The sequence below is a fragment of the Ruegeria sp. YKSF070 genome (assembly GCF_059612725.1).
On sequence record NZ_JBXWRD010000060.1, the window covers coordinates 1 to 24,815 of the forward strand.

Annotated in this window: 27 protein-coding genes; 14 read left to right on the plus strand and 13 right to left on the minus strand. The window is 64.0% G+C overall.

Features of this window, described 5'->3' with window-relative positions; genetic code table 11:
* On the plus strand, positions 1-1,183 hold a 1,183-nt coding region (locus AC2FL1_RS20560), incomplete at its 5' end, for a cryptochrome/photolyase family protein (RefSeq protein ID WP_496878155.1).
* On the opposite strand, the gene AC2FL1_RS20565 is transcribed toward AC2FL1_RS20560, so the two are convergent.
* Positions 1,180-2,601 (minus strand): MORN repeat-containing protein, encoded by a 1,422-nt coding sequence (locus AC2FL1_RS20565; RefSeq protein ID WP_496878156.1) that lies wholly within the window; start codon positions 2,599-2,601, stop codon positions 1,180-1,182. The two genes, AC2FL1_RS20560 and AC2FL1_RS20565, sit on opposite strands and share 4 nt — an antisense overlap.
* 153 nt (positions 2,602-2,754) lie before the next feature.
* On the opposite strand from AC2FL1_RS20565, the gene AC2FL1_RS20570 reads away from it, so the two are divergent.
* The 3 genes from AC2FL1_RS20570 (at position 2,755) to AC2FL1_RS20580 (ending at position 6,653) form a co-directional block, all read left to right on the plus strand.
* Positions 2,755-4,413: an NAD+ synthase gene (locus AC2FL1_RS20570; protein ID WP_496878157.1), complete on the plus strand. Its 1,659-nt coding sequence runs from the start codon at positions 2,755-2,757 to the stop codon at positions 4,411-4,413.
* A gap of 196 nt (positions 4,414-4,609) precedes the next feature.
* Positions 4,610-5,206: a hypothetical protein gene (locus AC2FL1_RS20575; protein WP_496825439.1), complete on the plus strand. Its 597-nt coding sequence runs from the start codon at positions 4,610-4,612 to the stop codon at positions 5,204-5,206.
* A 115-nt stretch (positions 5,207-5,321) separates the two neighbouring features.
* Positions 5,322-6,653 (plus strand): NAD(P)/FAD-dependent oxidoreductase, encoded by a 1,332-nt coding sequence (locus tag AC2FL1_RS20580; RefSeq protein WP_496878158.1) that lies wholly within the window; start codon positions 5,322-5,324, stop codon positions 6,651-6,653.
* 10 nt (positions 6,654-6,663) lie between these two features.
* Here the strand turns inward: AC2FL1_RS20580 and AC2FL1_RS20585 are convergent, their stop codons facing one another.
* A complete protein-coding gene (locus AC2FL1_RS20585) occupies positions 6,664-7,596 on the minus strand; it encodes an MBL fold metallo-hydrolase (protein ID WP_496878159.1) in 933 nt (310 codons plus the stop codon).
* Between the two features lie 230 nt (positions 7,597-7,826).
* Between AC2FL1_RS20585 and gltX the strand changes: the two genes are divergently transcribed.
* Positions 7,827-9,152 carry a glutamate--tRNA ligase gene (gene gltX / locus AC2FL1_RS20590; protein ID WP_496878160.1) on the plus strand — a complete coding sequence of 442 codons (1,326 nt, stop codon included), beginning with the start codon at positions 7,827-7,829 and terminating at the stop codon, positions 9,150-9,152.
* Between the two features lie 79 nt (positions 9,153-9,231).
* On the opposite strand, the gene AC2FL1_RS20595 is transcribed toward gltX, so the two are convergent.
* Positions 9,232-9,801 (minus strand): gamma-glutamylcyclotransferase family protein, encoded by a 570-nt coding sequence (locus AC2FL1_RS20595; protein WP_496878170.1) that lies wholly within the window; start codon positions 9,799-9,801, stop codon positions 9,232-9,234.
* A 105-nt stretch (positions 9,802-9,906) separates the two neighbouring features.
* Here AC2FL1_RS20595 and AC2FL1_RS20600 point away from each other — a divergent pair, with 105 nt between their 5' ends.
* Positions 9,907-10,353, plus strand: coding sequence for an RrF2 family transcriptional regulator (locus AC2FL1_RS20600; protein ID WP_496825444.1), 447 nt, complete (start codon positions 9,907-9,909; stop codon positions 10,351-10,353).
* 22 nt (positions 10,354-10,375) lie between these two features.
* Here AC2FL1_RS20600 and AC2FL1_RS20605 read toward each other — a convergent pair whose 3' ends face one another.
* A complete protein-coding gene (locus AC2FL1_RS20605) occupies positions 10,376-12,892 on the minus strand; it encodes an ABC transporter permease (protein ID WP_496878161.1) in 2,517 nt (838 codons plus the stop codon).
* A complete protein-coding gene (locus AC2FL1_RS20610; RefSeq protein WP_496878162.1) occupies positions 12,889-13,584 on the minus strand; it encodes an ABC transporter ATP-binding protein in 696 nt (231 codons plus the stop codon). The genes AC2FL1_RS20605 and AC2FL1_RS20610 overlap by 4 nt, the downstream gene beginning before the upstream one ends.
* A 48-nt stretch (positions 13,585-13,632) precedes the next feature.
* On the opposite strand from AC2FL1_RS20610, the gene AC2FL1_RS20615 reads away from it, so the two are divergent.
* Positions 13,633-14,268: an arylesterase gene (locus tag AC2FL1_RS20615; RefSeq protein ID WP_496878163.1), complete on the plus strand. Its 636-nt coding sequence runs from the start codon at positions 13,633-13,635 to the stop codon at positions 14,266-14,268.
* A 239-nt stretch (positions 14,269-14,507) separates the two neighbouring features.
* Here AC2FL1_RS20615 and AC2FL1_RS20620 read toward each other — a convergent pair whose 3' ends face one another.
* From AC2FL1_RS20620 to AC2FL1_RS20630, 3 genes are all read right to left on the minus strand, one after another.
* Complete coding sequence (locus tag AC2FL1_RS20620) at positions 14,508-14,714, minus strand: cold-shock protein (RefSeq protein ID WP_011046198.1); 207 nt, start codon at positions 14,712-14,714, stop codon at positions 14,508-14,510.
* Between the two features lie 202 nt (positions 14,715-14,916).
* Complete coding sequence (locus AC2FL1_RS20625) at positions 14,917-15,474, minus strand: L,D-transpeptidase (RefSeq protein ID WP_234137330.1); 558 nt, start codon at positions 15,472-15,474, stop codon at positions 14,917-14,919.
* Between the two features lie 60 nt (positions 15,475-15,534).
* The gene (locus AC2FL1_RS20630; protein ID WP_496878164.1) at positions 15,535-15,918 is read right to left on the minus strand and encodes a hypothetical protein; all 384 of its coding nucleotides are present in this window, start codon (positions 15,916-15,918) and stop codon (positions 15,535-15,537) included.
* Positions 15,919-16,047: 129 nt separating this feature from the next.
* On the opposite strand from AC2FL1_RS20630, the gene AC2FL1_RS20635 reads away from it, so the two are divergent.
* From AC2FL1_RS20635 to AC2FL1_RS20650, 4 genes are all read left to right on the plus strand, one after another.
* Positions 16,048-16,440 carry an acyl-CoA thioesterase gene (locus AC2FL1_RS20635; RefSeq protein ID WP_234137332.1) on the plus strand — a complete coding sequence of 131 codons (393 nt, stop codon included), beginning with the start codon at positions 16,048-16,050 and terminating at the stop codon, positions 16,438-16,440.
* Between the two features lie 145 nt (positions 16,441-16,585).
* On the plus strand, positions 16,586-16,915 hold the full coding sequence (locus AC2FL1_RS20640; protein ID WP_496825449.1) for a hypothetical protein: 330 nt from the start codon (positions 16,586-16,588) through the stop codon (positions 16,913-16,915).
* A gap of 71 nt (positions 16,916-16,986) precedes the next feature.
* Positions 16,987-17,412 carry a thioredoxin domain-containing protein gene (locus tag AC2FL1_RS20645; RefSeq protein ID WP_496878165.1) on the plus strand — a complete coding sequence of 142 codons (426 nt, stop codon included), beginning with the start codon at positions 16,987-16,989 and terminating at the stop codon, positions 17,410-17,412.
* A gap of 92 nt (positions 17,413-17,504) precedes the next feature.
* Positions 17,505-17,705, plus strand: coding sequence for a YgaP family membrane protein (locus AC2FL1_RS20650; protein WP_044027833.1), 201 nt, complete (start codon positions 17,505-17,507; stop codon positions 17,703-17,705).
* 12 nt (positions 17,706-17,717) lie between these two features.
* Here the strand turns inward: AC2FL1_RS20650 and AC2FL1_RS20655 are convergent, their stop codons facing one another.
* Together AC2FL1_RS20655 and ettA are read right to left on the minus strand one after the other, a co-directional pair.
* A complete protein-coding gene (locus AC2FL1_RS20655; RefSeq protein ID WP_496878166.1) occupies positions 17,718-17,933 on the minus strand; it encodes a hypothetical protein in 216 nt (71 codons plus the stop codon).
* A gap of 457 nt (positions 17,934-18,390) precedes the next feature.
* Positions 18,391-20,046, minus strand: a complete 1,656-nt coding sequence (gene ettA, locus AC2FL1_RS20660; RefSeq protein WP_496825453.1) for an energy-dependent translational throttle protein EttA — start codon at positions 20,044-20,046, stop codon at positions 18,391-18,393.
* Between the two features lie 156 nt (positions 20,047-20,202).
* Here ettA and AC2FL1_RS20665 point away from each other — a divergent pair, with 156 nt between their 5' ends.
* Together AC2FL1_RS20665 and AC2FL1_RS20670 are read left to right on the plus strand one after the other, a co-directional pair.
* Complete coding sequence (locus tag AC2FL1_RS20665; RefSeq protein ID WP_496878167.1) at positions 20,203-20,673, plus strand: MOSC domain-containing protein; 471 nt, start codon at positions 20,203-20,205, stop codon at positions 20,671-20,673.
* A 33-nt stretch (positions 20,674-20,706) separates the two neighbouring features.
* Positions 20,707-21,348 (plus strand): nicotinate-nucleotide adenylyltransferase, encoded by a 642-nt coding sequence (locus AC2FL1_RS20670; RefSeq protein ID WP_496825455.1) that lies wholly within the window; start codon positions 20,707-20,709, stop codon positions 21,346-21,348.
* Here the strand turns inward: AC2FL1_RS20670 and AC2FL1_RS20675 are convergent.
* On the minus strand, positions 21,301-22,128 hold the full coding sequence (locus AC2FL1_RS20675; protein ID WP_496878168.1) for a DMT family transporter: 828 nt from the start codon (positions 22,126-22,128) through the stop codon (positions 21,301-21,303). The two genes, AC2FL1_RS20670 and AC2FL1_RS20675, sit on opposite strands and share 48 nt — an antisense overlap.
* An 84-nt stretch (positions 22,129-22,212) precedes the next feature.
* On the opposite strand from AC2FL1_RS20675, the gene dacB reads away from it, so the two are divergent.
* Positions 22,213-23,703 carry a D-alanyl-D-alanine carboxypeptidase/D-alanyl-D-alanine endopeptidase gene (gene dacB, locus AC2FL1_RS20680; RefSeq protein WP_496878169.1) on the plus strand — a complete coding sequence of 497 codons (1,491 nt, stop codon included), beginning with the start codon at positions 22,213-22,215 and terminating at the stop codon, positions 23,701-23,703.
* Between the two features lie 50 nt (positions 23,704-23,753).
* Here the strand turns inward: dacB and AC2FL1_RS20685 are convergent, their stop codons facing one another.
* Both AC2FL1_RS20685 and AC2FL1_RS20690 read right to left on the minus strand, forming a co-directional pair.
* Entirely contained in the window at positions 23,754-24,176 is a 423-nt protein-coding gene (locus AC2FL1_RS20685) for a tellurite resistance TerB family protein (protein WP_234137342.1), read from the minus strand.
* Positions 24,177-24,267: 91 nt separating this feature from the next.
* Positions 24,268-24,726 (minus strand): cupin domain-containing protein, encoded by a 459-nt coding sequence (locus AC2FL1_RS20690; protein WP_496825458.1) that lies wholly within the window; start codon positions 24,724-24,726, stop codon positions 24,268-24,270.
* Positions 24,727-24,815 lie beyond the last annotated feature (89 nt).

The following is a 24,815-nucleotide window of genomic DNA, read 5'->3' on the forward strand; positions in this document are numbered from 1 at the left end:
GCTGCCGCTCAAGGTGACGCTACTTCCCGATACGCGGTTCATCGCGTCCCGGTGCGATTTCGAGGACTGGGCAAAGGGGCGCAGCCAGTTGCGCATGGAATGGTTCTATCGTGACATGCGCCGCAAGACCGGGTTGTTGATGGAGGGTGACCATCCCGCGGGTGGCAGTTGGAACTATGATGCCGACAATCGCAAGCGTCCCCCGCGCGACCACGTGTTCCCGGCACCGTTGCGGTTCGAACCAGACGCGACCACTTTCGAGGTGCTGGACCTTGTTGACTCCCGCTTTGGCACGAATTTCGGCACGTCGCGTCCGTTCTGGTTTGCAACCGACCGGGAACAGGCTTTGCAGTCGCTAGACCACTTTGTCGCCGAGGCGCTGCAGCTGTTCGGCGACTATCAGGACGCGATGCTGACGGGGGAACGGTTTCTGTATCATTCCGTCCTGTCGGTCTATCTCAATCTCGGTCTGTTGGACCCGTTGGAGGTCTGCCGTGCCGCCGAACAGGCCTGGCGCAAGGGCCGTGCGCCCTTGAACGCTGTCGAAGGCTTCATTCGGCAGATCATCGGTTGGCGCGAATTCGTAAGGGGCATCTATTTTCTCGAGGGAGCGGGATACACGGCATCCAATGCGCTGGGACACCAGCGAGATCTGCCAGCCTTCTACTGGGGCGGCGAGACGCGGATGACCTGTATTCGCGAGGCGGTGTCTCAGACGCGGGACGAGGCCTATGCCCATCATATTCAGCGCCTCATGATCACCGGCAATTTTGCCTTGTTGGTGGGGGTCGATCCGCAGCAGGTCCACGAATGGTATCTGGCCGTTTACGCCGATGCATTCGAGTGGGTCGAGGCTCCGAACACCATCGGCATGAGCCAGTTCGCCGATGGTGGGATCGTGGCGTCCAAGCCCTATGTGTCAAGCGGCGCCTACATCAATCGGATGTCGGACCACTGCAAGACATGCGCCTATGACGTGAAGGTCAAGACCGGTGACCGGGCTTGTCCGTTCAACCTGCTTTACTGGAGCTTTCTGGACCGCCATCGGGACCGGTTCGCGGACAATCCTCGCATGGGTAACATGTACCGGACGTGGGAGCGGATGGATCCGGATCAGCGCCGGAAAATCCTGTCGGATGCCCACACCCTGCTGGCCCGGCTTGACGGCGGAGATATCGTCTAGCCGTCAGACGCGGCGGGGGCCGCCTCGCCCTTGGTCAGCGCGCCATTGTCCCAGTTGCCCTTTTCTTCCTGGCCGCTGGCATATTTCATGGTGCCTTCGCCCTGACGTTTGCCATTGCGGAAATGACCCTCGTAGACATCGCCATTGGCATAGGTGGCGACGCCGATACCGCTGATCTTGCCCGCCTGCCACTGGCCCTTGTAGCGGAACCCGTCGGCCATCACGATCTCGCCGTCGCCCTCGCGCTGGCCGTTGACATATTGGCCGGTATAGACCGAGCCGTCGGGATAAGTGGCCTTGCCCTGCCCGTGACGTACCCCATCCTGCCACTCGCCCTCATAGCGATAGCCGTCGGCATAGGTCATGATGCCCTGGCCGTGGTTCTTGGCATTCTTGAAGGTGCCCTTGTAGACGATGCCATTGGCATAGATCGCGGTCCCCGTGCCCTCGATCACGCCGGCGACCCACTCGCCCTCATAGCTTGACCCGTCGGGATAGGTGATCTTGCCCTGTCCATCGGCCAGATCGGCGCGGAAATTGCCCTCGTAGACAGAGCCATCGGGATAGGTGACGCGGCCCTGGCCTTCGATCTGGCCGGCAACCCAGGACCCGGCATAGCTGTAGCCGTCGGTGCCGGTGAAGATGCCCTGACCCTCGCGCCGGTCATCGGTGAAATCACCCTGATAGACATCGCCGTTTGCATAGGTGACCTTGCCCTTGCCTTCGCGCCGCCCGGCGATCAGGTCGCCCTCGTAGACATCTCCATTGGCCTGGGTCAGCGTGCCCTTGCCGTTGATCTGCCCATCGGCCCAGAAGCCCACATAGACGAGTCCGTCGGGCAGGGTCAGCGTGCCCTCGCCATGACGCTGCCCCGCGACGATGCCGCCCTCGTAGACGGCGCCGTCGGGATAGGTGATCTTGCCCAGCCCCTCTTTCTGGCCGTCGACCCAGTCGCCATCATAGACATATCCACCGGGGCTTTGCATCACGCCCTTGCCGTGATGCTTGGCATCGCGGAACCCGCCTTCGTATCGGACACCATTGGCATAGATCGCGACGCCTTGGCCGTTGATAACCCCGTCCGACCATTCGCCCTCATAGGTACCGCCGTCGGAAAAGGTGATCTTGCCCATGCCTTCGGGCTTGCCCTGGGCGAAATCGCCCTCGTAGACCGACCCGTTGGGAAAGCGCGCGACGCCGCGGCCGCGGATTTCTCCATCGACCCATTCGCCGCTGTATTCATAGCCGTTCGGCAGCCGATAGGTGCCGGTGCCATGTTGCAGGCCGCCTCGGAACGTGCCCTCGTAGACGCCGCCGATCTCGTCCTGCGTGGTCAGAACCTGGTCCTGCTGGGCATAGGCCGCTGGGGCCATGGCCAGCATGGCGGCAAATGCGATGCGTCTGCGGTTTCTGGTCATTGATGCCTCTGTCTGCCCTGTCGACCGTCTGAATGCGGCACCGCGAAATTAAGGCAGGTCCGGGCAAGGGGCAATGTCTTTTGCCGCATTTGGCTTTTCCTCGCGCGTCGATCTGATAAATCGGCAGATCAGGAGCAAGGGCAAGGGGGCATCATGGCCGACCGTTTCCGTATCACTCTGGCGCAGCTCAATCCCACCGTGGGCGACCTGGCTGGCAATGCCGCCAAGGCCCGCATGGCCTGGGAGCGGGGACGCGCGGCGGGGGCCGAACTGGTGGCGCTGCCCGAGATGTTCGTGACCGGGTACAACACGCAAGACCTGGTGTTGAAACCGGTGTTTCACGATGCCGCCATCGCCATGGTCGAGGCGCTCGCCGAGGATTGCGCCGACGGGCCGGCGCTGGCCATTGGCGGCCCGTGGGTCGAGGACGGCAAGCTTTACAACGCCTACCTGATCCTGCGGGGTGGCAAGATCGTCAGCCGCTCGCTCAAGACCCACCTGCCCAACGAGACCGTTTTCGACGAGGTGCGCATTTTCGATGCCGGACCGCTGGGCGGACCCTATTCGGTGGGCAATACCCGCATCGGCAGCCCGATCTGCGAGGATGCCTGGCACGAAGATGTCGCCGAAACCCTCGCCGAGACCGGGGCCGAGTTTCTGCTGGTGCCTAACGGGTCGCCCTATTACCGTGACAAGTATGATACTCGGATCAACCAGATGGTGGCACGTGTGGTCGAGACCGGTCTGCCGCTTATTTATCTCAACATGGTGGGTGGTCAGGATGATCAGGTGTTCGACGGTGGCACCTTTGGCCTGAACCCGGGTGGCGCGCTGGCCTTTCGCATGCCTGTCTTTGACGAGGCGATCACCCATGTCGATCTGGAACGCGGACCCGAAGGCTGGCGCATCGCCAAGGGCGAGGTGGCGCTGCTGCCCGATGCCTGGGAGCAGGATTACCGCGTGATGGTCGAAAGCCTGCGCGATTACATGCGCAAGGCCGGCTTTGGAAAGGCGCTGCTGGGCCTGTCCGGCGGGGTGGATTCGGCGCTTGTGGCGGCAATCGCAGCCGACGCCTTGGGCGCAGAAAACGTGCGCTGTGTCATGCTGCCCTCGGAATATACAAGCGCCGAGTCGCTGGAGGACGCCGAGGCCGTGGCGCAGGCGCTGGGCGTTCGATATGACTATGTCCCGATCTCGGAAAGCCGGGCGGCGGTGACCAACACTCTGGCACCTCTCTTTGCGGGGACCGAACCGGGGCTGACCGAAGAGAACATCCAGTCCCGCCTGCGTGGCCTGTTGCTGATGGCGCTTTCCAACAAGTTTGGCGAAATGCTGCTGACCACCGGCAACAAGTCCGAGGTGGCGGTGGGATATGCCACCATCTATGGCGACATGGCGGGCGGTTATAATCCGATCAAGGATCTCTACAAGACACGGGTGTTCGAGACCTGCCGCTGGCGCAACTCCAACCACCGGTCCTGGATGATGGGACCTGCGGGCGAGGTGATCCGGCCTTCGGTCATCGACAAGCCACCCAGTGCCGAGTTGCGCGCGGATCAGAAGGACAGCGACAGCTTGCCGGATTATCCCGAACTGGACGCGATCCTGGATATTCTGGTCGATCAGGACGGCTCCATCGCCGATTGCGTCGCTGCCGGGTTCGACCGCGATGTCGCCCGCCGGGTCGAGCATCTGATCTATATCAGCGAGTACAAGCGCTATCAGGCGGCCCCCGGTGCCCGGCTGACCCCGCGCGCCTTCTGGCTGGACCGGCGATATCCCATCGTGAATCGCTGGCGCGACCCGAGTTGATGCGGCATCGGCAACAATCGTTGATGGCAGTAGAGACTGTCTCGGGGTCAAATCCGATTTGAGGCGAATTTGACCTAAATATGACATTTTGAGGGCGCGGACCCGGTGAAGATGGCAAAATCGCCATTGTCACCGCCTTTGCCCTCAAACCTGGTGCAAATCGGGGTGATGGATACTCGTATCTGGGATGTGTGCCATGTTGAATCCTCTGAACGCGCCCCCGCAAGGGGTGGAAATGCTGAAATCGCCACCGCGTGAGATCGACGAAGCCGTCATCGACAAGGTCGTCGAGGCGGTGATGCGCGAAGAGGCGCCTGCGCCGAGGCCCAAGCCGCGCAAGACCCTGCCCGAGATCGCACCCGCCGTGCCGGAAGCCCCTCAAGAGACGCAAAGCAGAGCGCGCTATCAGCCGAAATGGCGCCACTCTGCCGCCATCCTGGCGCTTGCGATCTTGATCGGCTGGCCCGGGTTGCTTCCGCTGTTGCTGGGCCTTGCCATTGTCTTGCCGATCATTGCCTATCTGACTGTGGGCCACGACCGCATGTCTGAGATGGTCGCGGCGGCTTTCGGCCGGTTCCGGCGGTTTGATCCGGTCCGGGCCGAGATCCTGCGCGATTGGGCGATGCGGCGCGTCGCCGGGATAGAACGGATGTTGTCCTGGCTGCCCGAGCGGTGGACCTCGGGGCTGTACCTGCCCGACTTCCGGGATGCACCGGTGGTGCATGACAAGATGCGATTGGATCCGTTCTCGCGGTTCCAGGCTGAACAGGCCGAAACATCTGACGCTAGGTAATGGCAGTTCTGCCACAGCCCGCAAGGATGTGATCCGGCGCGTCGATTTAGCCCCTTTCGTCCGGGCAGGGCGGGCTACATCACTGACACTGATTGTGTCCTGTGAATGAGCCCGAATGCCCGGACCCCGCCCGACCGATTTCTATTCCGACCTTGCCCTGCCGAAGCAGGTCGAGGTCGTTGTGGTTGGTGGCGGCATCATCGGGGTCTCGGCGGCGCTGGAACTGGCCGAACGAGGCGTCTCGGTCCTGTTGTGCGAAAAGGGTCAGATCGGGGCTGAGCAAAGCTCACGCAACTGGGGTTGGGTGCGGCTGGGCATGCGCGACCCGCGCGAGATCCCGCTCATGCAGGCGGCCCTGGAGATCTGGGACGGGTTGGATGCGCGTCTGGGACGCAACACCGGCTTTGTGCGCTCTGGCATCCTGTTTGCCTCTTCGGGGCGGCGCAGCACTGGGAATCTGGAGCGCTGGGCGTGCCATGTGGATGGGCTGGATACGCGGGCCCGGATGATTGAGGGGGCGGAGCTTGCCACCCAACTACCCGGTCACCGCAAGCCGCCGGGCGCGGCACTGTTCATGCCGCAGGACGGCCGGGCCGAGCCGCAATGGGCCGCCCCCGCGATTGCAGAGGGCGCCCGTGACCGGGGTGCACAAATCCTGACCGCCTGTGCTGTGCGCTCGGTCGACGTCGAGGCGGGCCGGGTGACCGGGGTCTATACCGAACGGGGCCGGGTGGCCTGTTCCAGAGTGATTTTGGCGGGTGGGGCCTGGTCGCGCCTCTTTGCTGGCAATGCAGGTGTATCGCTGCCGCAACTCAAGGTGCTGAACACCGTGTTACGCAGTTCGCCCATGGCCGAGGGTCCCAATGCCGCCTATTGGTCGGACGGGTTCGCCATGCGCCGCCGTGCCGATGGTGGCTTTACCATTGCTGCGGGCACGCAGAACACGGTTGATCTTGTGCCCGACAGCCTGCGGCTGGCACATCGGTTCCTGCCCGCTTTCCGGCAGGAATGGCGTTCGCTGCGCTTTCGGCTGTCGCGCCGCTGGCTGGAAGAGGCGCAGATGGCGCGCCAGTGGCAGCCGGGCGATGTGACCCCGTTCGAGCTGACCCGGATACTCGACCCGGAGCCGTCGCAGAAACACCTGCGCCGCGCGTGGTCTGCCGCCCGCCGCGCCTTTCCGATGCTCGACGGGGCCGAGATCATGCAAAGCTGGGCCGGGATGATCGACGTGACCCCGGATGCGATCCCGGTGATCTCGGGTGTCCCGGATCTGCCGGGACTGTTCATAGCAACGGGGTTTTCCGGGCACGGGTTCGGGATCGGGCCGGGCGCCGGGCGATTGATCGCCGATCTGGCGACAAGCGAACCCCCGGTGGTGGACCCATGGGAGTTTCGCCTGTCGCGGTTCAGCGATGGCAGCCGGGTGGCGCCCGATCCGGGGTACTGAGCCCGGAGCCTTAGCCCATCAACTGATAGCTGACGGGCACGAAGCGGAAACCGTCACCGCGCGCTTCCACGTAACCTGCCGCGGGGAAAGGCATGTGATAGCCGATCATCGGCACCCGGTCGGCGGCCAGCATGCCCAGGATCTGACGGCGCGAGGCGGTTGCCTTGGCCTTGTCCATGTCGAACCGTACTTCCCATTCAGGATGCGCGAAGGACCAGACATAATGGTTCGCCAGATCGGCGGTCAGCATCAGCTGCTGCCCGTCGCTCTCCAGCATGTAACCCATATGGCCCGGCGTGTGCCCCGAGGCATCGACCGCCGTTACCCCGGCGGCGACCGAGGCGCCCGGCTCGACAAAGGTCATTTTCTCCGCCAGCGGCGTTACATGCGACTTGACGAGGTCACCGACCCGGTTACCGGCCTCGGCCTTGGACCAGAAATCGTATTCGGCGGCGCCGGTGACATAACGGGCATTGGCAAAGGTGGGGGCGCCATCGGTCATCATGCCGCCGATATGGTCGGGATGCATATGGGTGATTACCACCACATCGATGGCTTCGGGCGCAACGCCAGCTGCTTCTAGCGCGCGGGTAATGCCGCCCTGGCCTAGACCGGTGTCGAACAGCACCAGTTCGGCCCCGGTATCGACCAGCGTAGGGGTAAAGAAGAATTGTGCCGTGTCGGCAGGGATGAAGTTCTCGGCCGAGACACGGGCGAAATCCTCGTCCGATGCGCCACCGCCAAAGATGTCCTTGGCCCCGTCTCGCGGCAGGCTGCCGTCAAGAAGGGTGGTCACCCCCAGGCTGCCCAGCTTGAACGAGCGGGCGATGGGAGCCGCCGCCTTTCCGCCATGGGCACCGGCCAGGACGGGCGCCGCGACAGCGGCAAGCGGTAGGGATGCGGCACCGGTCAAGGCGGCGCGGCGCGAAAGCTTCAGGTTCATGATCAGACCTCCCCAGTTATGTGTGAAACACCCAAAAGGATAGGGCAGGTCGAGGCACCGGCAACCTCGGTATTAATGCATAAATCTGTGCGGATTTCAGGTGGCGCCGGGTGATCAGGTCTATACCCGCAAGCGGATTGGCGATGGTGTTGGTTTGAAGAAGGTGGCAGGGCGCCGAACTGGACAATTGCCGGGCCTTGTGACAAGGGGATCGGCAACAGGAGATGTCCATGACCACCACCCGTTTCGCCCCTTCGCCCACCGGTTACATCCATGTGGGCAACCTGCGCACCGCGCTGATGAATTTTTTGATCGCCCGCAAGGCGGGTGGCACCTTCATCCTGCGCATCGATGACACCGACCCAGAGCGGTCTAAAGAGGAATATGTCGACGCGATCAAGCAGGACCTCGACTGGCTGGGCCTGCATTGGGACCGGGTAGAGCGTCAGTCCGAGCGGCTGGACCGCTATGCCGAGGCTGCCGACAAGCTGCGCGACATGGGTCGGTTCTACGAGGCGTTCGAGACCCCGACCGAACTGGATTTGAAGCGCAAGAAGCAACTCAACATGGGCAAGCCACCGGTCTACGACCGGGCGGCGCTGTCGCTGTCGGAGGGTGAGAAAGACGCCCTGCGGGCCGAGCGTGGCAACGGCGTGTGGCGGTTCAAGCTGGACCAGGAGCGGATCGAGTGGACTGACGGCATCCTCGGGGATATCTCGATCGACGCGGCCAGTGTCAGCGACCCGGTCCTGATCCGGGGCGACGGTCAGGTTCTCTATACGCTGGCGTCGGTGGTCGATGATACCGATATGGGCGTCACCGATGTGGTGCGCGGCTCGGACCATGTGACCAACACCGCGACCCAGATCCAGATCATGGCGGCGCTCGGGTTCGAACACCCCCGCTTTGCGCATCATTCGCTGCTGACCGGCCCGCAGGGCGAGGCGTTGTCGAAGCGCCTGGGCACGCTGGCCCTGCGCGATTTGCGCGAGCAAGGGGTGCAGCCGATGGCGCTGCTCAGCCTGATGGCGCGGCTCGGCTCGTCCGATCCGGTCGAGTTGCGCAGCGACATGGCCGAGCTGATCGAGGGGTTCGACGTGACCCGGTTTGGCGCGGCACCGACCAAGTTCGATGTGCAGGACCTGTTCCCGCTGACCGGCCGCTATCTGCAGGCGCTGCCGCTGGAGGCAGTCGCGGCAGACGTGGCCGCGGCGGGCGTGCCGGAGGATCTGGCCGCGCCTTTCTGGTTGATGGCGCGCGAGAACATCACCACGCTGAACGATCTGGCAGGGTGGTGGGCGCTGTGCAGGGACGGAGCCGAGCCGCTGATCGCCGACGAAGATCGCGCCTTTGTGGCCGAGGCCATGGCGCTCTTGCCCGAAGGGCCGCTTGACGGTGACAGCTGGGGTGCCTGGACCCAGGCGGTGAAAGAGGCCACCGGCCGCAAGGGCAAGGGGCTGTTCATGCCGCTGCGAAAGGCGGTGACCGGCATGGAGCGCGGGCCGGAAATGGCCACCCTGCTGCCGCTGATGCAGGTGATCCGCGCGCGCGGCTGAGCGGGAGCGCAAGATTTTTCGACGAAAAATCTTGACGCCTCCGGCGGGAGTATTTGCGGCGAAATGAAGGGCTGCGCGTTCAGGTCACCGCGACGATGCGCGCGCCGATTTCGATGAGGGACCGGTCCACCAGATCGGTCTCTTCTGCCTTGAGTTGCTGGTGGCGCGGGTAGCGCGGCTGGGAACGGTCGTCGAGAATGGGTGCCTCCCAGCCGCTGGTGGTGGCGAAGAAGTCGCGCACTCCCTCGAGGCCGAAGGCACGCAGGTAGCCCTGTACCACCACGTCCACATAGCTGAGCAGGATCGGGTGCCGGGTGCTGGGCACGCTCTGTTTTTCCGGTGCCACCGCATAGACCGCGATCTCGGCGGGCTGCTTCAGGTCGTGGCGCACGTGGTCGGTGACCGCGACGCGGTCATAGGCCCATTCGCGCGCATCGAGTGCCTGCCAGTCGTCATTGGGCACATGGGCGATCATGCCGTCGATGCTGCAATCCGCATCCGGAAGTGCCGTCAGAAAGGCCACTTGTCTGAGGTCTGTATGGCGCCAGACGCGCCGCCAGCCGTACAGGCGAGCCGGGCGCGGATCGGGGAAGTCGTGGGTTGCCAGGTTCACCAGGCTGCCGTAGCCAAAGAAATAAGGGTCTGCCATATGTGCCTCGCCGCCGAACCGGTGCAATTGATGTATGTCAAACAGGTTTTTCACGGGATGTGCAATAAGGCTTGCAGATGAAATCCCACGGGGGAGGACCCGATCATGCGCATTACCAAGCGCACCAATATTGCGGTTCGGCTGCTGATGTATTGCGCCGCGCATCCGGACCGGCTGGTGACCAAGTCCGAGATCGCCGAAGTCTGCAACATTTCCGAGAACCATCTGGCCCAGGTGATCAACCAGCTCAGCCAGTTGGGGTTCCTGACCACGCAGCGGGGCCGCAATGGCGGCATGTGTCTGGGCATGGCCGCGGATGCGATCCGCATCGGTGAGGTGTTCAGACATGTCGAGGGCAATCTGCCGATGGTCGAGTGTTTCGCCGATGCCGATAACAGCTGTCCCTTGACCGATGCTTGCCGCCTTCGGTTGGCACTGAGGGATGCGGCGCAGGCGTTTTATGCTTCGCTGGACGAGATCACGCTGGATGCGCTGGTTTGTGACAACACCGACCTGCTCAAGATCCTCAATCCGGTGGTCTGCGCGCGGTAGAGTGTGTCCCAGGTGGGCTGCTTCATTCTCGGGCACGCAGGACGCGCGCCGGGCGGGTGGCGAGCGGGGACAGAGAGAACACAAGGCTTGCAGCAAGTACCGCTGATACGCCCCCCAGCACGATGGCCAGTGCCGAAGGCCAGATCACCGAGAATGATGTCTCGAAGACAAAGCGGCTGATCGCCCAGCCGCCCAGGATGCCTGCGGCCAGCGCGATGGTGCCCGCAGCGGCACCCAGAAGGGCGCTGCGCAGCGCAAGGCTGAGCAGGATACGGCGGCGCGACGCGCCCAGGGTGCGCAGTACCGCCGCCTCGTAGATGCGTGCGCCCTGACCTGCGGCGGCGGCGCCGATCAGTACCAGAAACCCGGTCAGCAAAGAGACGCCTGCGCCATAGGATGTGGCGCTGGCCAACCCGGCCAGCAGGCCGGAGGCGCGGTCGATGGCGTCGCGCACCCGGATCGCGGTGATGTTGGGATAGCTGCTGGCCAGATCGCGTAGAATGGCGGCCTCGGCGGCCTCGTCGGCATAGACCGTGGCGATATGGCTATGGGGGGCGCCGGACAGGGCAGCAGGGTTCATCGCCATGATGAACCCCATGCCCGCGGTCGAGAAATCGACCTCGCGAAACGAGGAGATGCGAGCGGTGATATCGCGGCCCAGGATGTTGACGGTCAGGGTATCGCCCAGTTGCAGGCCCATCTCGGCCGCCTCTTCGGCGGCAAAGCTGATCAGGGGCGGACCTGCGTAATCCTCGGGCCACCATTCGCCCTCGGTCAGCCGGGTGGTGTCGGGCAGTTCGGCGGAATAGGTCACCCCCCGATCGCCACGCAGCACCCAATGGTTTCCGGCGACCTCGCGCGCGGGCAGATCGTTGATACGCGTGATGATTCCGCGCAGCATCGGCGCGCTTTCAATGCGGCTGACGCCAGGGTCGTTTCGCAGCCGGGCGGTAAAGCCGGGCATCTGGTCACGCTGGATATCGACAAAGAAATACGAGGGCGCCACATCGGGAAGGTTGCCGGAAATCGCATTGCGCAGGGTGCCGTCGATCTGGCCCACGGCGGCCAGCACCGACAGGCCCAGGCCCAGCGACAGCATCACAGGCGCGGCCCCCTGCCGTGGCGAAGAGATCGAGGCCAGCGCCCAGCGAAGCGCCGGGCGACCGCGCGCGAGCGGGGCAGCGGCACGGCTGAGCGCCCGCACCGCGCCGGCGGCGAGGGCGAGCAAGAGGAGCGCCCCGGCGATGCCGCCCAATGTCCAGAGTGTCAGTGCCAGCGCCCCGCTGAACCACGCGGCCAGCCCGCAGAGCAGGACCAGTCCGGCGCCCGTGGCCAGCACATAGCGAAGTCGCGGCAGCAGCGGGGCACGGGACAGGGCATCGCGGAGCAGGGTCGCGGCGCGCACCTCCTCGGTCCGGGCCAGAGGCCAGAGGGTAAAGACCAGCGCCGTCAGCAGGCCATAGATCGCGGCTTCGGCCAGCGGCTCCGGGTAGATCGCAAAGACAGCCGGCACCGGTAGTTGTGCCTCGATCAGCGGCGCCAGCAGCAGGGGCGCGAACCCGCCGAGCGCGAGCCCCAGCAGGATGCCAAGGCCCGACAGCGCGCCGATTTGCAGGAAATAGGTCTGGAACACGGTGCGCCGGTCGGCGCCCAGCGTGCGCAGCGTGGCAATGGTGGCGGTCTTGTCAGCCAGATAGGCGCGCACCGCAGCCGAGACTCCGATGCCGCCCACAGCCAGGCCAGATAGTCCGACAAGGATCAGGAACGCGCCCAGCCGCCGGGTGAAATCGGCGATGCCGGGGGCGCCGTTGCGCGCATCGGTCCAGCGCAGTCCGCTGTCGGCGAAACGCGCGCGGGCCTCTTGCGAGATGCTGGCCAGATCGCTCTCGGGGGGCAGGTCGAGCCGGTATTTGGTGTCAAAGAGGGTGCCCGGCGCCAACAGGCCGGATTGCGCCAGATCCTCGGTCCGAACCAGGGTGCGGGGTCCGAGGGCAAAGCCGTCTGCGACGCCGTCGGGCACCTGCATCAGCCGCGCCATCAGGACAAACTCCTGCGTGCCCAGCCGGAACCGGTCACCGGGTTGCAGGCCCAGCCGGTCGGACAGGACAGGTTCCATCACCCCACCGGGCAGGCCCTCGGCACCCGCCAGCGCCTGATCGAGCGGCAGGTCCGGGTCAAGCGTGACACTGCCGAGCAGGGGGTAGGCACTGTCGACCGCCTTGACCTGGGTCAGCGCGCGTTCGGTCCCCACCACCGCCATCGAGCGGAAATCCACCAGTTCCGAAACCCGGCTGGCGCGGGTCTGCATCCAGTCTCGCTCCTCGGGGGTGGCAAAGCGATAGGTGAAACCCATCTGCGCGTCGCCGCCCAGAAGGGCCGCGCCCTCGCGGGCCAGCCCGGCCTCGATCGCGCTGCGGACCGAGCCGACGGCGGCAATGGCCGCGACACCCAGCGCCAGACAGGCCAGAAAGATGCGGAACCCCCGCAGCCCGCCACGCAACTCGCGCCGGGCGAGGCGGGCAGCCAGTCGCAGGCTCATTGCGCGGCCTCGCGGCTCTCGGTATGCTCGATACGGCCATCGCGGAGGCGGACCACCCGGTCGCAGCGGCTGGCCAGCCGGGCGCTGTGCGTGACCAGAACCAGCGTCGCGCCATATTGGTCGCGCAGGCCGAACAGCAGATCCATGATCGCGGCGCCATTGGCCTCGTCCAGATTGCCGGTGGGCTCGTCGGCCAGCAGGATGGCGGGGCGGGGTGCGGCGGCGCGGGCCAGCGCCACACGCTGTTGTTCGCCGCCCGAAAGCTGCGCCGGATAATGCCCGGCGCGGTGGGACAGGCCCACCGCCGCAAGCTCGGCCGCCGCGCGGTCGAACGCGTCCCGGTGGCCGGCCAGTTCCAGCGGCGTGGCCACATTTTCCAGCGCGGTCATGGTGGGGATCAGGTGAAAGCTTTGGAACACCACTCCCATCCGGTCACGGCGGAACCGCGCTAGCGCGTCCTCGTCCATCGCGCCCAGATCGTGGCCCAGCACCTGCACTCGGCCACCGGTGGCGCGTTCCAGCCCGCCCATCAACATCAACAGCGAGGATTTGCCCGACCCCGATGGCCCGACCAGCCCAAGTGTCTGCCCGGCGGGCACGCTCAACGAGATTCCACGCAGGATATCGACGCGCCCGGCATTGCCTTCGAGCGACAAACGGGCATCTTCTAGGAGAATAGCAGGGTCGGTCATGATGGGCCTTTGCTTGGGTATTCTAGGGCATATGGAGCGTCGAGGGATATGCGCAAGGCTTTGATCGGGCTTCTGTTGACGGGGTGGGGTGTGGCTGCAACGGCCGAACCGTTGGTGATCGCCGCGCTGGGTGACAGCCTGACCCAGGGTTATGGGCTGGTGCCTGACGAGGGCTTCGTGCCCCAGATGCAACGCTGGTTGGCGGCCGAGGGGGTCGAGGTCACGCTGATCAATGCGGGCGTATCTGGGGATACCACGGCTGGCGGCGCGGCGCGGGTGGCCTGGACCCTGACGCCCGAGGTGGATGCGATGATCGTGGCGCTTGGAGGCAACGACCTGCTGCGTGGCATTGCGCCCGAGGTGGCACGCGGTAATCTGGCAACGATTCTGGCCGAGGCGCAACAGGCCGGGGTTGAGGTGCTGCTGATAGGCATGCAGGCACCGGGCAACTACGGCCCCGAGTACAAGGCGGCGTTCGATGCTATCTATCCCGAGCTGGCTGCCGAATACGGCGCTCTCTTTGCGCCGAGCTTCTTTGCCGGGCTCGCGGCTGAGGGCGACCCCTCGGCGGTGTCAGGCTTTATGCAGGGCGACGGTATCCACCCCAATGCCGAAGGTGTGACGCGAATCGTCGCGGCGCTGGGTCCGCATGTGCTGGACCTGGTCCGGTCGGCGGAGGAGTGAGATGCTAGGCCGTTTCTTTCTGACCCGGCAGCTGGCGTAACGCGCCGAGTCCTCACAGGATGGGGTGTTGCTGCCACTTCGGCATGTACCGGACTGGCTGAATGGGGATCAAACGCTGGTTCAGGTACCAATGCGCCCCTGGCCGGACGGCCGGTTGCTTATCGAAGCGGTAACGGATGTGGATTTGTCCGCGCCGTGAAAGGGCCGGGTCCGGCAAGGCGGACCCGACGCGCAAAAGCTCAGAGCAGCTTCAGGTCGACCGCGGATTCGCGGCCGTCGCGTCCGGGCTTCAACTCATAGCTGACTTTCTGGTTGTCGGCGAGGCCGGTCAGCCCCGAGCGTTCAACGGCGGAAATGTGCACGAACACATCCTTACCGCCTTCTTCGGGGGCGATGAAGCCGAAGCCTTTGGTGGTGTTGAACCATTTGACGGTGCCGGTGGCCATCGTCATATCTCCTGTCTGTTCTTTCAATTCCCTGCCCGCGATATGCGGCAGATCGGCTCGGTCAATGCGAAATCGAGGACTGAGCCGGAAAAGGAGCAGTATGGTCGATAGCGTAACGTTGCGCCCCCAGAAATGGGTCGCGCTTAAGCGTTTGGCAAGAAGAATCTCGCATATCCGCCGGTCTGGCGCTGAAATCCGAGCGTCAGAGCACCGTCACGAGCGTGCCGAGCGGCACCCGGTTGTACAGATCGATCACGTGCTCGTTGAGCATGCGGATACAGCCGTTCGATGCAGCCTGTCCAATGGTTTCGGGCTGTGTAGTGCCGTGAATGCGGAAATAGGTGTCCACACCGTTCTGGAACAGGTAGAGCGCCCTTGCTCCCAGCGGGTTCCCCGGGCCGCCGGGCTGAACATAGGAGTTGTCCACGAATTTGGCATAGGTTCGCGGGTCGCGCTCGATCATCTCTTGCGTCGGGCGCCACGTGGGCCATTCCTTTTTGACGTCGATGGTGGCGTTGCCGGTAAACTCCAGCCCGGCCTTGCCGACGCCACATCCGTAACGGATCGCCTGACGTTCCTCGGTCACGTAGTAGAGGTAGAAAGAACGCGGCAGGATAAGCAGATGTCCGGGTTCGAACGCTTTCTTGATACGCACGAATTGTGGTGTTGGGTCGAACTCTGCACTGGCATTGGCCTGCACCGCCCATGGCAGCGTACCGGCCGCAACCGAAGCGGCGATGAATGTCCGGCGCGTGATCATGTCTGGCCTCGCATCTTGAAACGGTAATATCAGGTATTTTCCGGTGCCTGTTCCGCTTGGTCAATGCGTTTGGCGGCTATAGCGGAAAAGTGATGCCAGAGTTGCGGCGGCAAAGGCACAAGTGGCGATCCAACCGAAATACCAGGCCTGGCCGGCAAGTGCATCTTCGGCAAAGGAGGCGGCAAAGCGGGACTTGCCCAAATGAGCGGTCAGAAAGGCCGCGAGAGTCAGCAGGGCGAATCCGCCCTGCCTTGGCAGGCGCGGGATCCCGAGCGCCCAGACAATGATCGCCAGACCGATGCCCAGCGGCAGACCGATCCAGATCACCTTTTGCGCCCACCATGGGTGCGCACCCAATCTGAGCGTCAGCCCGGTGATCTGCGCAATCAGCGCGAAGACAAGCAAGACCGCGCCCGGCAAGAGGACTGTGTTGAGACGTCGCATAAAGCCAACATGCCCATTTGCGCGATGGCATGAAAGGCGGTGCACCGGAACGTGATGATGATTGCGGAGTCGCCCGCGAATTGCTTTACGCTGTCTCCAGCCGCAGTGCAGCAAAGAGGATATCGCGCCATGACCGACCCGCAACCAAATGGTGAACTCACCCTGCGCACGCTTGCAATGCCGCGCGATGTGAACGTTAACGGCGACATATTTGGTGGCTGGGTGCTGAGCCAGATGGACATCGCCGCTGGCCTGACCGCTGGCGCCCGCGCAGGGGGGCGGGTGACCACGGTTGCGGTGGATGCGATGAAGTTCATCCGGCCCGTGGGCGTCGGTGACGTGTTGTGCATCTATTGCCAGGTGGTGCGTGTCGGGCGCAGTTCGATGGCGATCGAGATCGAGGCCTGGGCGTTGCGCGACCGGCAGGGACTGCGTGAGAAGGTGACCGAAGCGGTGTTCACTTTCGTTGCGATCGACGAGCAGGGCAGACCCCGCCCGGTGGACGGCACCGCCGCAGGCTGATTGCCGCCGAACGGCGGAGCAGAGCGGGCGAAGCCCCTTTTCAGTTTGCAAAAGCTGCATATCATATCGTTTCGGGCGCCCGACTCAGAGTGACGGGCCAGCGTGGACCCGACGGGCATCCGGCGCCCGGATCGTGGAGATCATCATGCAGATTCTGGTGGGTATTGCCGGGCTTTCGCTGGCAGTGCTGATCTATGCCTGGGCTTATGGTCGGGCGCATGACCCGGCCGCACCGGCCTGGGCGCGGGGGCAATTGTTTGCCTCGGTGGCGTCGTTATTCGCGACGTCATTGGCGCCGATAGGCGCCGGCTATCTGACGGCTGGCATCTTGTGGCCCGATGGTTTGAGCCTTGTCTGGGGGCTGCCGGTCGCGATCGTTGCGGTACCGTTGGTCTGGATCGTGTCCCGCCGCCTGCTGCGGCGCGGGCGCGACATGGCTCATTCCCCGCTGGCTTTTGCGCGCGGTATGGCATGAGGACGACCCTTGCAGGGTGATCTGCTGCAACCTATGTCACTTTCCGAATGTGATGCTTTCGGAGAGCCGAGATGGGTGACAAGACACTGACATGTCTGGTTTGTGGCCAGCTCAACCGCGTACCCGAGGCCCGGCTGACCGCTGGCGCCAAATGTGGAAAATGTGGTGACGGGCTGGTCACGGGGCAGGCGCGGGATGTTGATCCCGCGATCCTCGAAAAGGCGAAGAAGAACGACGACCTGCCGCTGGTGGTCGATTTCTGGGCGCCATGGTGCGGCCCTTGCCGCATGATGGGTCCGGAGTACGCCAAGGCGGCCGGGGCATTGGCCGGACAGGCGCGGCTGGTCAAGCTCGACACTCAGAAACACCAGTCCACCGGCGGCCGCTACGGCATTCGCGGCATCCCCACGATGGTGGCCTTTGAGCGTGGCAAGGAAAAGAAACGCCAGTCCGGCGCGATGCAGTCCGGGCAGATCGTCGGTTGGGTGCGCGGCTAAGAAACATTCTTATACTTGAATGTGATCTGTGGCGAGGTTATATGTACCTCAAGGCCGGGCGCGTCGCCCGGCAATTGACAGGAGTTGGATGAATGACCCTCGATCGTGCCGTGATGATGTTTGCTGGCTTCATGGTTTTGCTCAGCGTCTTGCTGACCGCGCTGGTCTCGCCCTTGTGGATGTGGTTCACCGTGTTCATCGGTGTGAACCTGATCCAGTCCTCGGTCACCGGATTTTGCCCGGCGGCCATGGTTCTGAAGAAGCTGGGGTTCAAGACCGGGACCGCGTTCTGAGCGGAACCGCGTTTAACCGTTGACGGTTCTGCCTCCGGTCACCGGCTCGGCGGCAGGACTCTGCGCTTCGCGCAACAAGAAGAACACGACCACGCAAACCGTGATGGCTGATCCGGTCACCGGATAGAGCAGCAGGGCGGCCCAGAGTGGCAGGTTCCAAAACAGAAAGCCCAGGATACTGCAGGCAAGACCGGCAAAGGTCCCCAGAAATACTCCGATCCATGCCATGCGTTTTCTCTCCCACACATCCTTAGGCTGCGCATTTCACGCGCCTCGATGCTGAGACAGTCTAGGGAAGAATGTGTTCAAAATATGTTAACCTCACGGTGACGGCGTAGCAGCATGCTGCGCGACCTCGTGCCCGGATTGCACGGCGCCACGATGCCCGGCTTTGAAACGCGGTCGACTACGGCGAGCGGGGCGTCAGCCGGTCATGCCCACGTGATTCGTGTTGCAGTTCGGCGGACACGGCTTCGGCGAAGTTTTCTGTTTTTGGAATGATGGTGGTGGCCAATGGCCAAGCAGCTTTGGACGGGAAAACGGGGCGTTTGAGCAGTCGCGATGTATAGCGGCGCTACGTATCGGATTGTAGTGGCACCCTTGTGTCTCTAGCTCTTTCAACCCAGTGCAAGTGCGCCTGCCAGACGGGCGCAGGCTCGCGCTGGGTTGATAAATGCGGCGTAATCTACCGCACGAACTTCTTGTGCTTCAACCGCTTGGGTTCCAGAGCGTCCGGTCCGAGGCGGCGCTTCTTATCCTCTTCGTAATCCTCGAAGTTGCCTTCGAACCACTCGACATGGGCGTCGCCCTCGAAGGCGAGGATATGGGTGCAGATACGGTCGAGGAAGAAGCGGTCGTGGGAAATGACCACGGCACAGCCGGCGAAATCGACCAGCGCGTCTTCGAGCGCGCGCAGGGTTTCCACATCCAGGTCGTTAGTCGGTTCGTCGAGCAGGATGACGTTTCCGCCCTCTTTCAAGAGCCGCGCCATGTGCACGCGGTTGCGTTCGCCGCCCGACAAGAGCGAGACTTTTTTCTGCTGGTCGCCGCCCTTGAAGTTGAAGGACGAGCAATAGGCGCGGCTGTTCACCTGCGCATCGCCCAGCTGGATGATCTCGGCGCCGCCGGTGATCGCCTCCCAGACGGTATCGCCGTCCTTTAGGTCATCGCGCGACTGGTCGACATAGGAGAGCTTGACCGTGTCGCCGATCTCGATGGTGCCGGCGTCGGGGGTTTCCTGCCCGGTGATCATCTTGAACAGCGTCGATTTACCGGCACCGTTGGGGCCGATGACGCCGACGATGCCGCCGGGGGGCAGCGAGAAGTCGAGCCCCTCGATCAGCTGCTTGTCACCCATGTGCTTCGACAGGCCGTTGACCTCGATCACCTTCGATCCCAAACGCGGGCCGTTGGGGATGACGATCTGGGCGCGGCCGACCTTTTCCCGCTCGGACTGGCTGGCCATCTCGTTATAGGCCTGGATACGGGCCTTGGACTTGGCCTGACGCGCCTTTTGGCCCTGCCGCATCCATTCCAGTTCGCGTTCCAGCGTTTTTTGCTTGGCCTTGTCCTCGCGCGCTTCCTGTTCCAGGCGCTTGGCCTTCTGTTCCAGCCAGGCGGAATAGTTGCCCTCGTAGGGGATGCCGCGGCCACGGTCCAGTTCGAGGATCCAGCCGGTGATGTCATCCAGGAAGTAGCGGTCGTGGGTGACGATCAGGATCGTGCCCTTGTAATCGATCAGGTGCTGTTGAAGCCAGGCGATGGTTTCGGCGTCCAGGTGGTTGGTCGGTTCGTCGAGCAGCAGCATGTCGGGCGCTTCGAGCAGGAGCTTGCACAGCGCCACCCTGCGGCGTTCCCCGCCCGAGAGGGTTTCGACATTGGCATCGTCAGGCGGGCAGCGCAGCGCCTCCATCGAGACGTCGATCTGGCTGTCGAGATCCCACAGGTTCTCGGCGTCGATCTGGTCTTGCAGGCTGGCCATTTCATCGGCGGTCTCGTCGCTGTAATTCATCGCCAACTCGTTGTAGCGGTCGAGGATGTCCTTCTTGGCCTTGACCCCCAGCATGACGTTCTCGCGCACGGTCAGGTTCGGGTCGAGATGCGGTTCTTGCGGGAGGTATCCGACCTTTGCGCCCTCGGCGGCCCAGGCCTCGCCGGTGAAATCCTTGTCGAGGCCGGCCATGATCTTCATCAGGGTGGATTTACCGGCGCCGTTGACGCCGACGACACCGATCTTGACCCCGGGCAGGAAGCTCAGGTGAATGTTCTCGAAGCATTTCTTGCCACCGGGGTAGGTCTTGGAAACACCCTGCATGTGGTAGACATATTGATAGGCGGCCATGTCGTGTCCTCTGGGTCGGGGAAAGTCGGGTTGGCCGGTGTGATAGCGAATGGCGCGGGTGGGGGCAATCACTGGCGTGACCGAAGATGACGCAGCTGTGCATTGTATCCGACCTGGGCCCCGTGCAGCATAAAGCGCGCGGTTTCGGGGAAAGCGATGATCAGTTTGACGAAGCTGAAAGATGGCTGGGCGCAGCCGGGGCGGGTCGGCTGGATCGGGCTCAGGCCCGAGCGGCGCGCGGCGCTGGTCGCGGTTGACGAGGGTCTTGTCGGGCTTGACGGTCTTGTGGGCGATCACGGGCGGCCCGGCAAGCGGGCGGTGACGCTGGTGCAGGGCGAACATCTGGGTGCCATCGGCGCCTATCTGGGGCGCGGGGCAGTGTCGCCCTTGGATCTGCGGCGCAACATCGTGGTCGAGGGGATCAACCTGGCGGCACTCAAGGATCGTGCGGTGCAGGTAGGCGGTGCGGTTCTGCGCCTGACGGTGATCTGTGCGCCCTGTTCGCGGATGGAAGAGACATTCGGCACCGGCGGCTATTCGGCGGTGCGCGGGCATGGCGGCTGGTGTGCCGAAGTGCTGGAGCCGGGGTTGATCAAGTTGGGCGATCCGGTGCGGCCCGCCGATTGACAAGGCGCTGCGCAGGCGCCAAGCAAGACGTTCATGAGGCAGGGTTTTCCATATGCGCGGCCCGGACAGGTGATCGGGCTGTTCGGCGGATCGTTCGATCCGCCGCACGCGGGGCATGTGCATGTGACGCGCGAGGCGCTGAAGATGTTCGGGTTGGATCGGATCTGGTGGCTGGTGACCCCGGGCAACCCGCTCAAGACACAAGGGCCGGCGCCGCTGGACCGGCGTATGGAAGCGGCCCGAGTGATGATGCAGCATCCCCGCGTGGATGTCACCGATATCGAGACCCATCTGGGCACGCGGGCGACGGCAGACACGATTGCGGCGCTCAGGCGGATTTATCCGCGGGTGCGGTTTGTCTGGTTGATGGGCGCTGATAACCTGGCGCAACTGCACCGTTGGCAGGACTGGCGTCAGATCATGGAATCGGTGCCGGTCGGTGTGCTGGCGCGGCCGGGGGATCGGATCTCGGCCCGGATGTCACCGGCGGCGCGGGCCTATGCTCCCTATCGCATCGACGGGCAGGCGCGGCACCTGCTGGGTCGGTCGCAGGCTCCGGCCTGGTGTTTCGTGAATGTGCCGATGGTCGATGTCAGCTCGACCCGGATCCGGGCAGCGGGGGGCTGGTCAGCGGCGCAGCAGGGCCGAGGCGAGACCAGCGCCCAGGACCAGTGACAGCCCGGCCCATGTCCACAGATCGGGCAGATCGCCGAACACTGCCCAGCCCAAACCGGTCGCGGCAAGAAGCTGGAAATAGACCAGCGGCGCAAGCCGGGTTGCCGGTGCATGGGCATAGGCCACAAGCAAGAGCAGGTTGCCCAGCATCGAGCCCAGTGCGCTGGCCAGTGTTAACCCCGCCACCTGCGGTGTGAAGGCGGGCAGGGCGGCGAGGCCAAAGGGCATCAGCACCAGTCCGGCAATCGCCAATTGCGTGAGGCTGAGCGCGAGTGGCGAGCCCAGCGGGCTGAGCCAGCGCGACGCGGTCAGGAAACCGCCATAGAAACACCCCGCCAGCAGCGCCAGCAGCAGGCCGGGCGAGCCGCCAAACCCGGGGCGGACGACCAGCAGCACGCCCCCGAAACCGAGCAGCATCAGCGCGCTGCGCAGCACGGTGACAGGCTCTCGCAGCAGCAGGGCCGAGAGGGCATAGCTGAGGATCGGCCCGACAAAGAAGGCGGCAAAGACATTGGCCAGAGGCTCGGTCCTGAGGGCCGATTGGATCGACAGGATGCCCCCCGCAAGTAGCAGCGCCCGGAACCAGATGCGCCAATTGGCCAGCAGGCGCCAGGCGGCAGCGGGCACAAAGGGCATCAGTAGAAGCAATCCTAGGGCAAAGCGGGACCAGGCCACATAGATCGGTGCGGCTCCATAGGTGCCGGTCAGCAGCTTGCCCGCCATATCCCCCGCGGGGATCAGCGACATGGCGATGAACATGATTCCGATGGCGCGGCCCATGCCCGCGCCGTAACATGATGAAAGCGGGGGCGAAATGCGAAACCACCGCTTGTGCGGCGCGGGTCACTGGGTTTTTATTGCGGCATGGTTGAAGTGATTTCCAGACGTGTATTCCTGGCGGGGCTTGGCGCGGCGCTGAGCCATTCCGCGGCCTATGCCGAAGCCCCCGCATTGTCGCTGCGCCCACCGCTCAGACCCAAGGACGCGCAGGCGCTTGCCGGTCCCGAAGCGGTGTTGTCGGGTTCGGGTCTGTCCGGGCGCGTCGCCTTTGCCGTTGCCGATGCGGAGACGGGGCTGGAGTTGGAAACGGTTGAGCCGGGACTGGCCCTGCCGCCGGCAAGTGTCGCCAAGGCGCTGACCGCGCTCTATGCCCTGGAGACACTCGGACCCTCTCACCGGTTCCGGACGCGGGTTCTGGCTGATGGGCCGGTCGAGAACGGGGTTCTCAAGGGCGATCTGATCCTCGCGGGCGGGGGCGATCCAACACTCGATACCGATGCGCTCGCCGCGCTGGCACGAGCACTGAAGGAGAGCGGATTGCGTGAGGTGCGCGGTGCTTTCAAGGTCTATGACGGCGCCCTGCCCGAGGTTTACAGCATCGATCCGGAACAGCCCGAGCATGTGGGTTATAGCCCCTCGGTGTCAGGCATCGCGCTGAATTTCAACCGCGTGCATTTCGAGTGGAAGCGGGCTGGCAAGGGCTGGAACGTCAGCATGGACGCCCGCAGCAGCAAGATCAGACCTGTGGTTGCGATGGCCGAGATGAAAGTCGTGAACCGGGCGCTGCCGATCTATACCTATGAGCAGCGCCAGCGGATCGACAGCTGGACGGTGGCGAGCCAGGCGCTGGGCCAGGACGGTTCGCGGTGGCTGCCGGTGCGCAAGCCGGCGCTCTATGCCGGGGACGTTTTCCAGACGCTGGCGCGGTCGAACGGTATTGTCCTGGGGCGGGTCGAGGTCGTCAGGTCATTGCCCGCGAGCGCACGAATGCTGGTTCATCACGACAGTGCGCCGCTGGAAGAAATTCTGCGAGACATGCTGAAATACTCCACCAATCTCACCGCCGAGATGGTTGGGTTGGCGGCAACCGTTGCACGGGGCAAGCGCCCGGCCACGTTGCGTGCCTCGGCTGAGGAGATGACGGTCTGGGCGGCAGAGCGCTATGGCCTGCGCGGCTCGCGTCTGGTCGATCATTCTGGGCTGGGCGATGCGTCGCAGATGACGGCACGGGATCTGGTTGCGGTTCTGGTGCAGGCGGGCAAGACTGGGCGGTTGCCGCACTTGTTGAAGGATATCCCGATGCGCGATCCAAAGGGTCGCGTGTTGAAGGGGCATCCGATCAAGGTGTCGGCCAAGACCGGGACGCTGAATTTCGTCTCGGGGCTGGGCGGGTTCATGACCGGAGCGGATGGTACGGTGCTGGCCTTTGCGATCCTGACCGCGGATACCGACCGGCGCGCTGCAATTCCGCCAGAAGACCGCGAGCGCCCGGAGGGCGCGCGCGGCTGGAATGCGCGGTCGAAGAAGCTTCAGCAAGCGCTGATCGAGCGTTGGGGCGCGATCTACGGCAGTTGAGGTGCTGGGCCGTTCGTCAAGCTCTTGCGGGCTTTCCTCGCGATTAGGTCTCAGACCACGTGACGGGCGCGGGCGCCGCGTTCGATGGCGGCGGCATGTAGCCGGTCGATATTGAGCTCGTAGCGGATTTCTTCGAGCAGCCGCAGTTCGGTTTCAGCGAGGGTGCCGTCGGCGGCAGCGACGTCGCAGGCCAGCGCATAGGCGGTTTCAAACAGACGTTCCGGCAGGTTGTCACGGACCAGACCAAAGAGAGCGTCCAGACCATCCTCTTGTTCGAACAGATCGAACACCACCTGGCTGACCTGTTTCATTCGGTCAATGTCGTAGTCGGCAAAAACCGGCAGCATGTTCACCGCCGACTGGATTTTGACCAGTTCGGCTGTGCGGATGTTTTCGTCCGAGGCGGAAATCGCCATCATGATCGCGACCAGGCAATCCTGTGGGGTCATCGGGTGAGTCGGTTGCTCGGTCATGATTTGTCCTGCCAGAGAGTTTCGCTGGCGGCAGGATAGGGGCGGCGCGCGGGGGGTTCAACACCCCGCACACCTCATGTCTTTGCGGCTATCAGGCGCTGGCGGTAAAGCGATACTCGATCGCCTCGAAGCTGGCCGAGGCAAAGCCATAGGCAAAGCGCAGACCTTCGGGGCCGGCAACTGTGCCATGCTCGGCGTCGCCGGGGATATAGAGTGCAACGCCCGCGCGGATTTCATGCGGCACGCCGTCGATGGTGACGGTGCCTGAGCCTTCGAGACCAAGGTAAAACTCTGGTGGCGTGTGGCGATGCGGGCGCAATTGGTGCCCCGGGCCGAATTCGGCAATGCCCAGTACCATGTCGCGCGGCGCGGTGGGCGTGCCATTGATCAGGGTCCGCCAGCGCACTTCGCCAAAGGTGGGGTCGGTACCGCCCGACAGCGGGACATGATCGGCATGAATGGCATGCGGCGGATGCGGCAGGTTGCCGGGCTGGTGCAGCGGAGTGGCTGCGGTCAGATCGGCGGCGAAACTGTCGAGCATGTCGGTCATGATGGGCTCCTTCCCTTTGCGCCCTGATAGTCGTGCTTGCCGGTCACGCGCAATCGCGTAAAACTGCATCATATTATACGCTGAGGTTA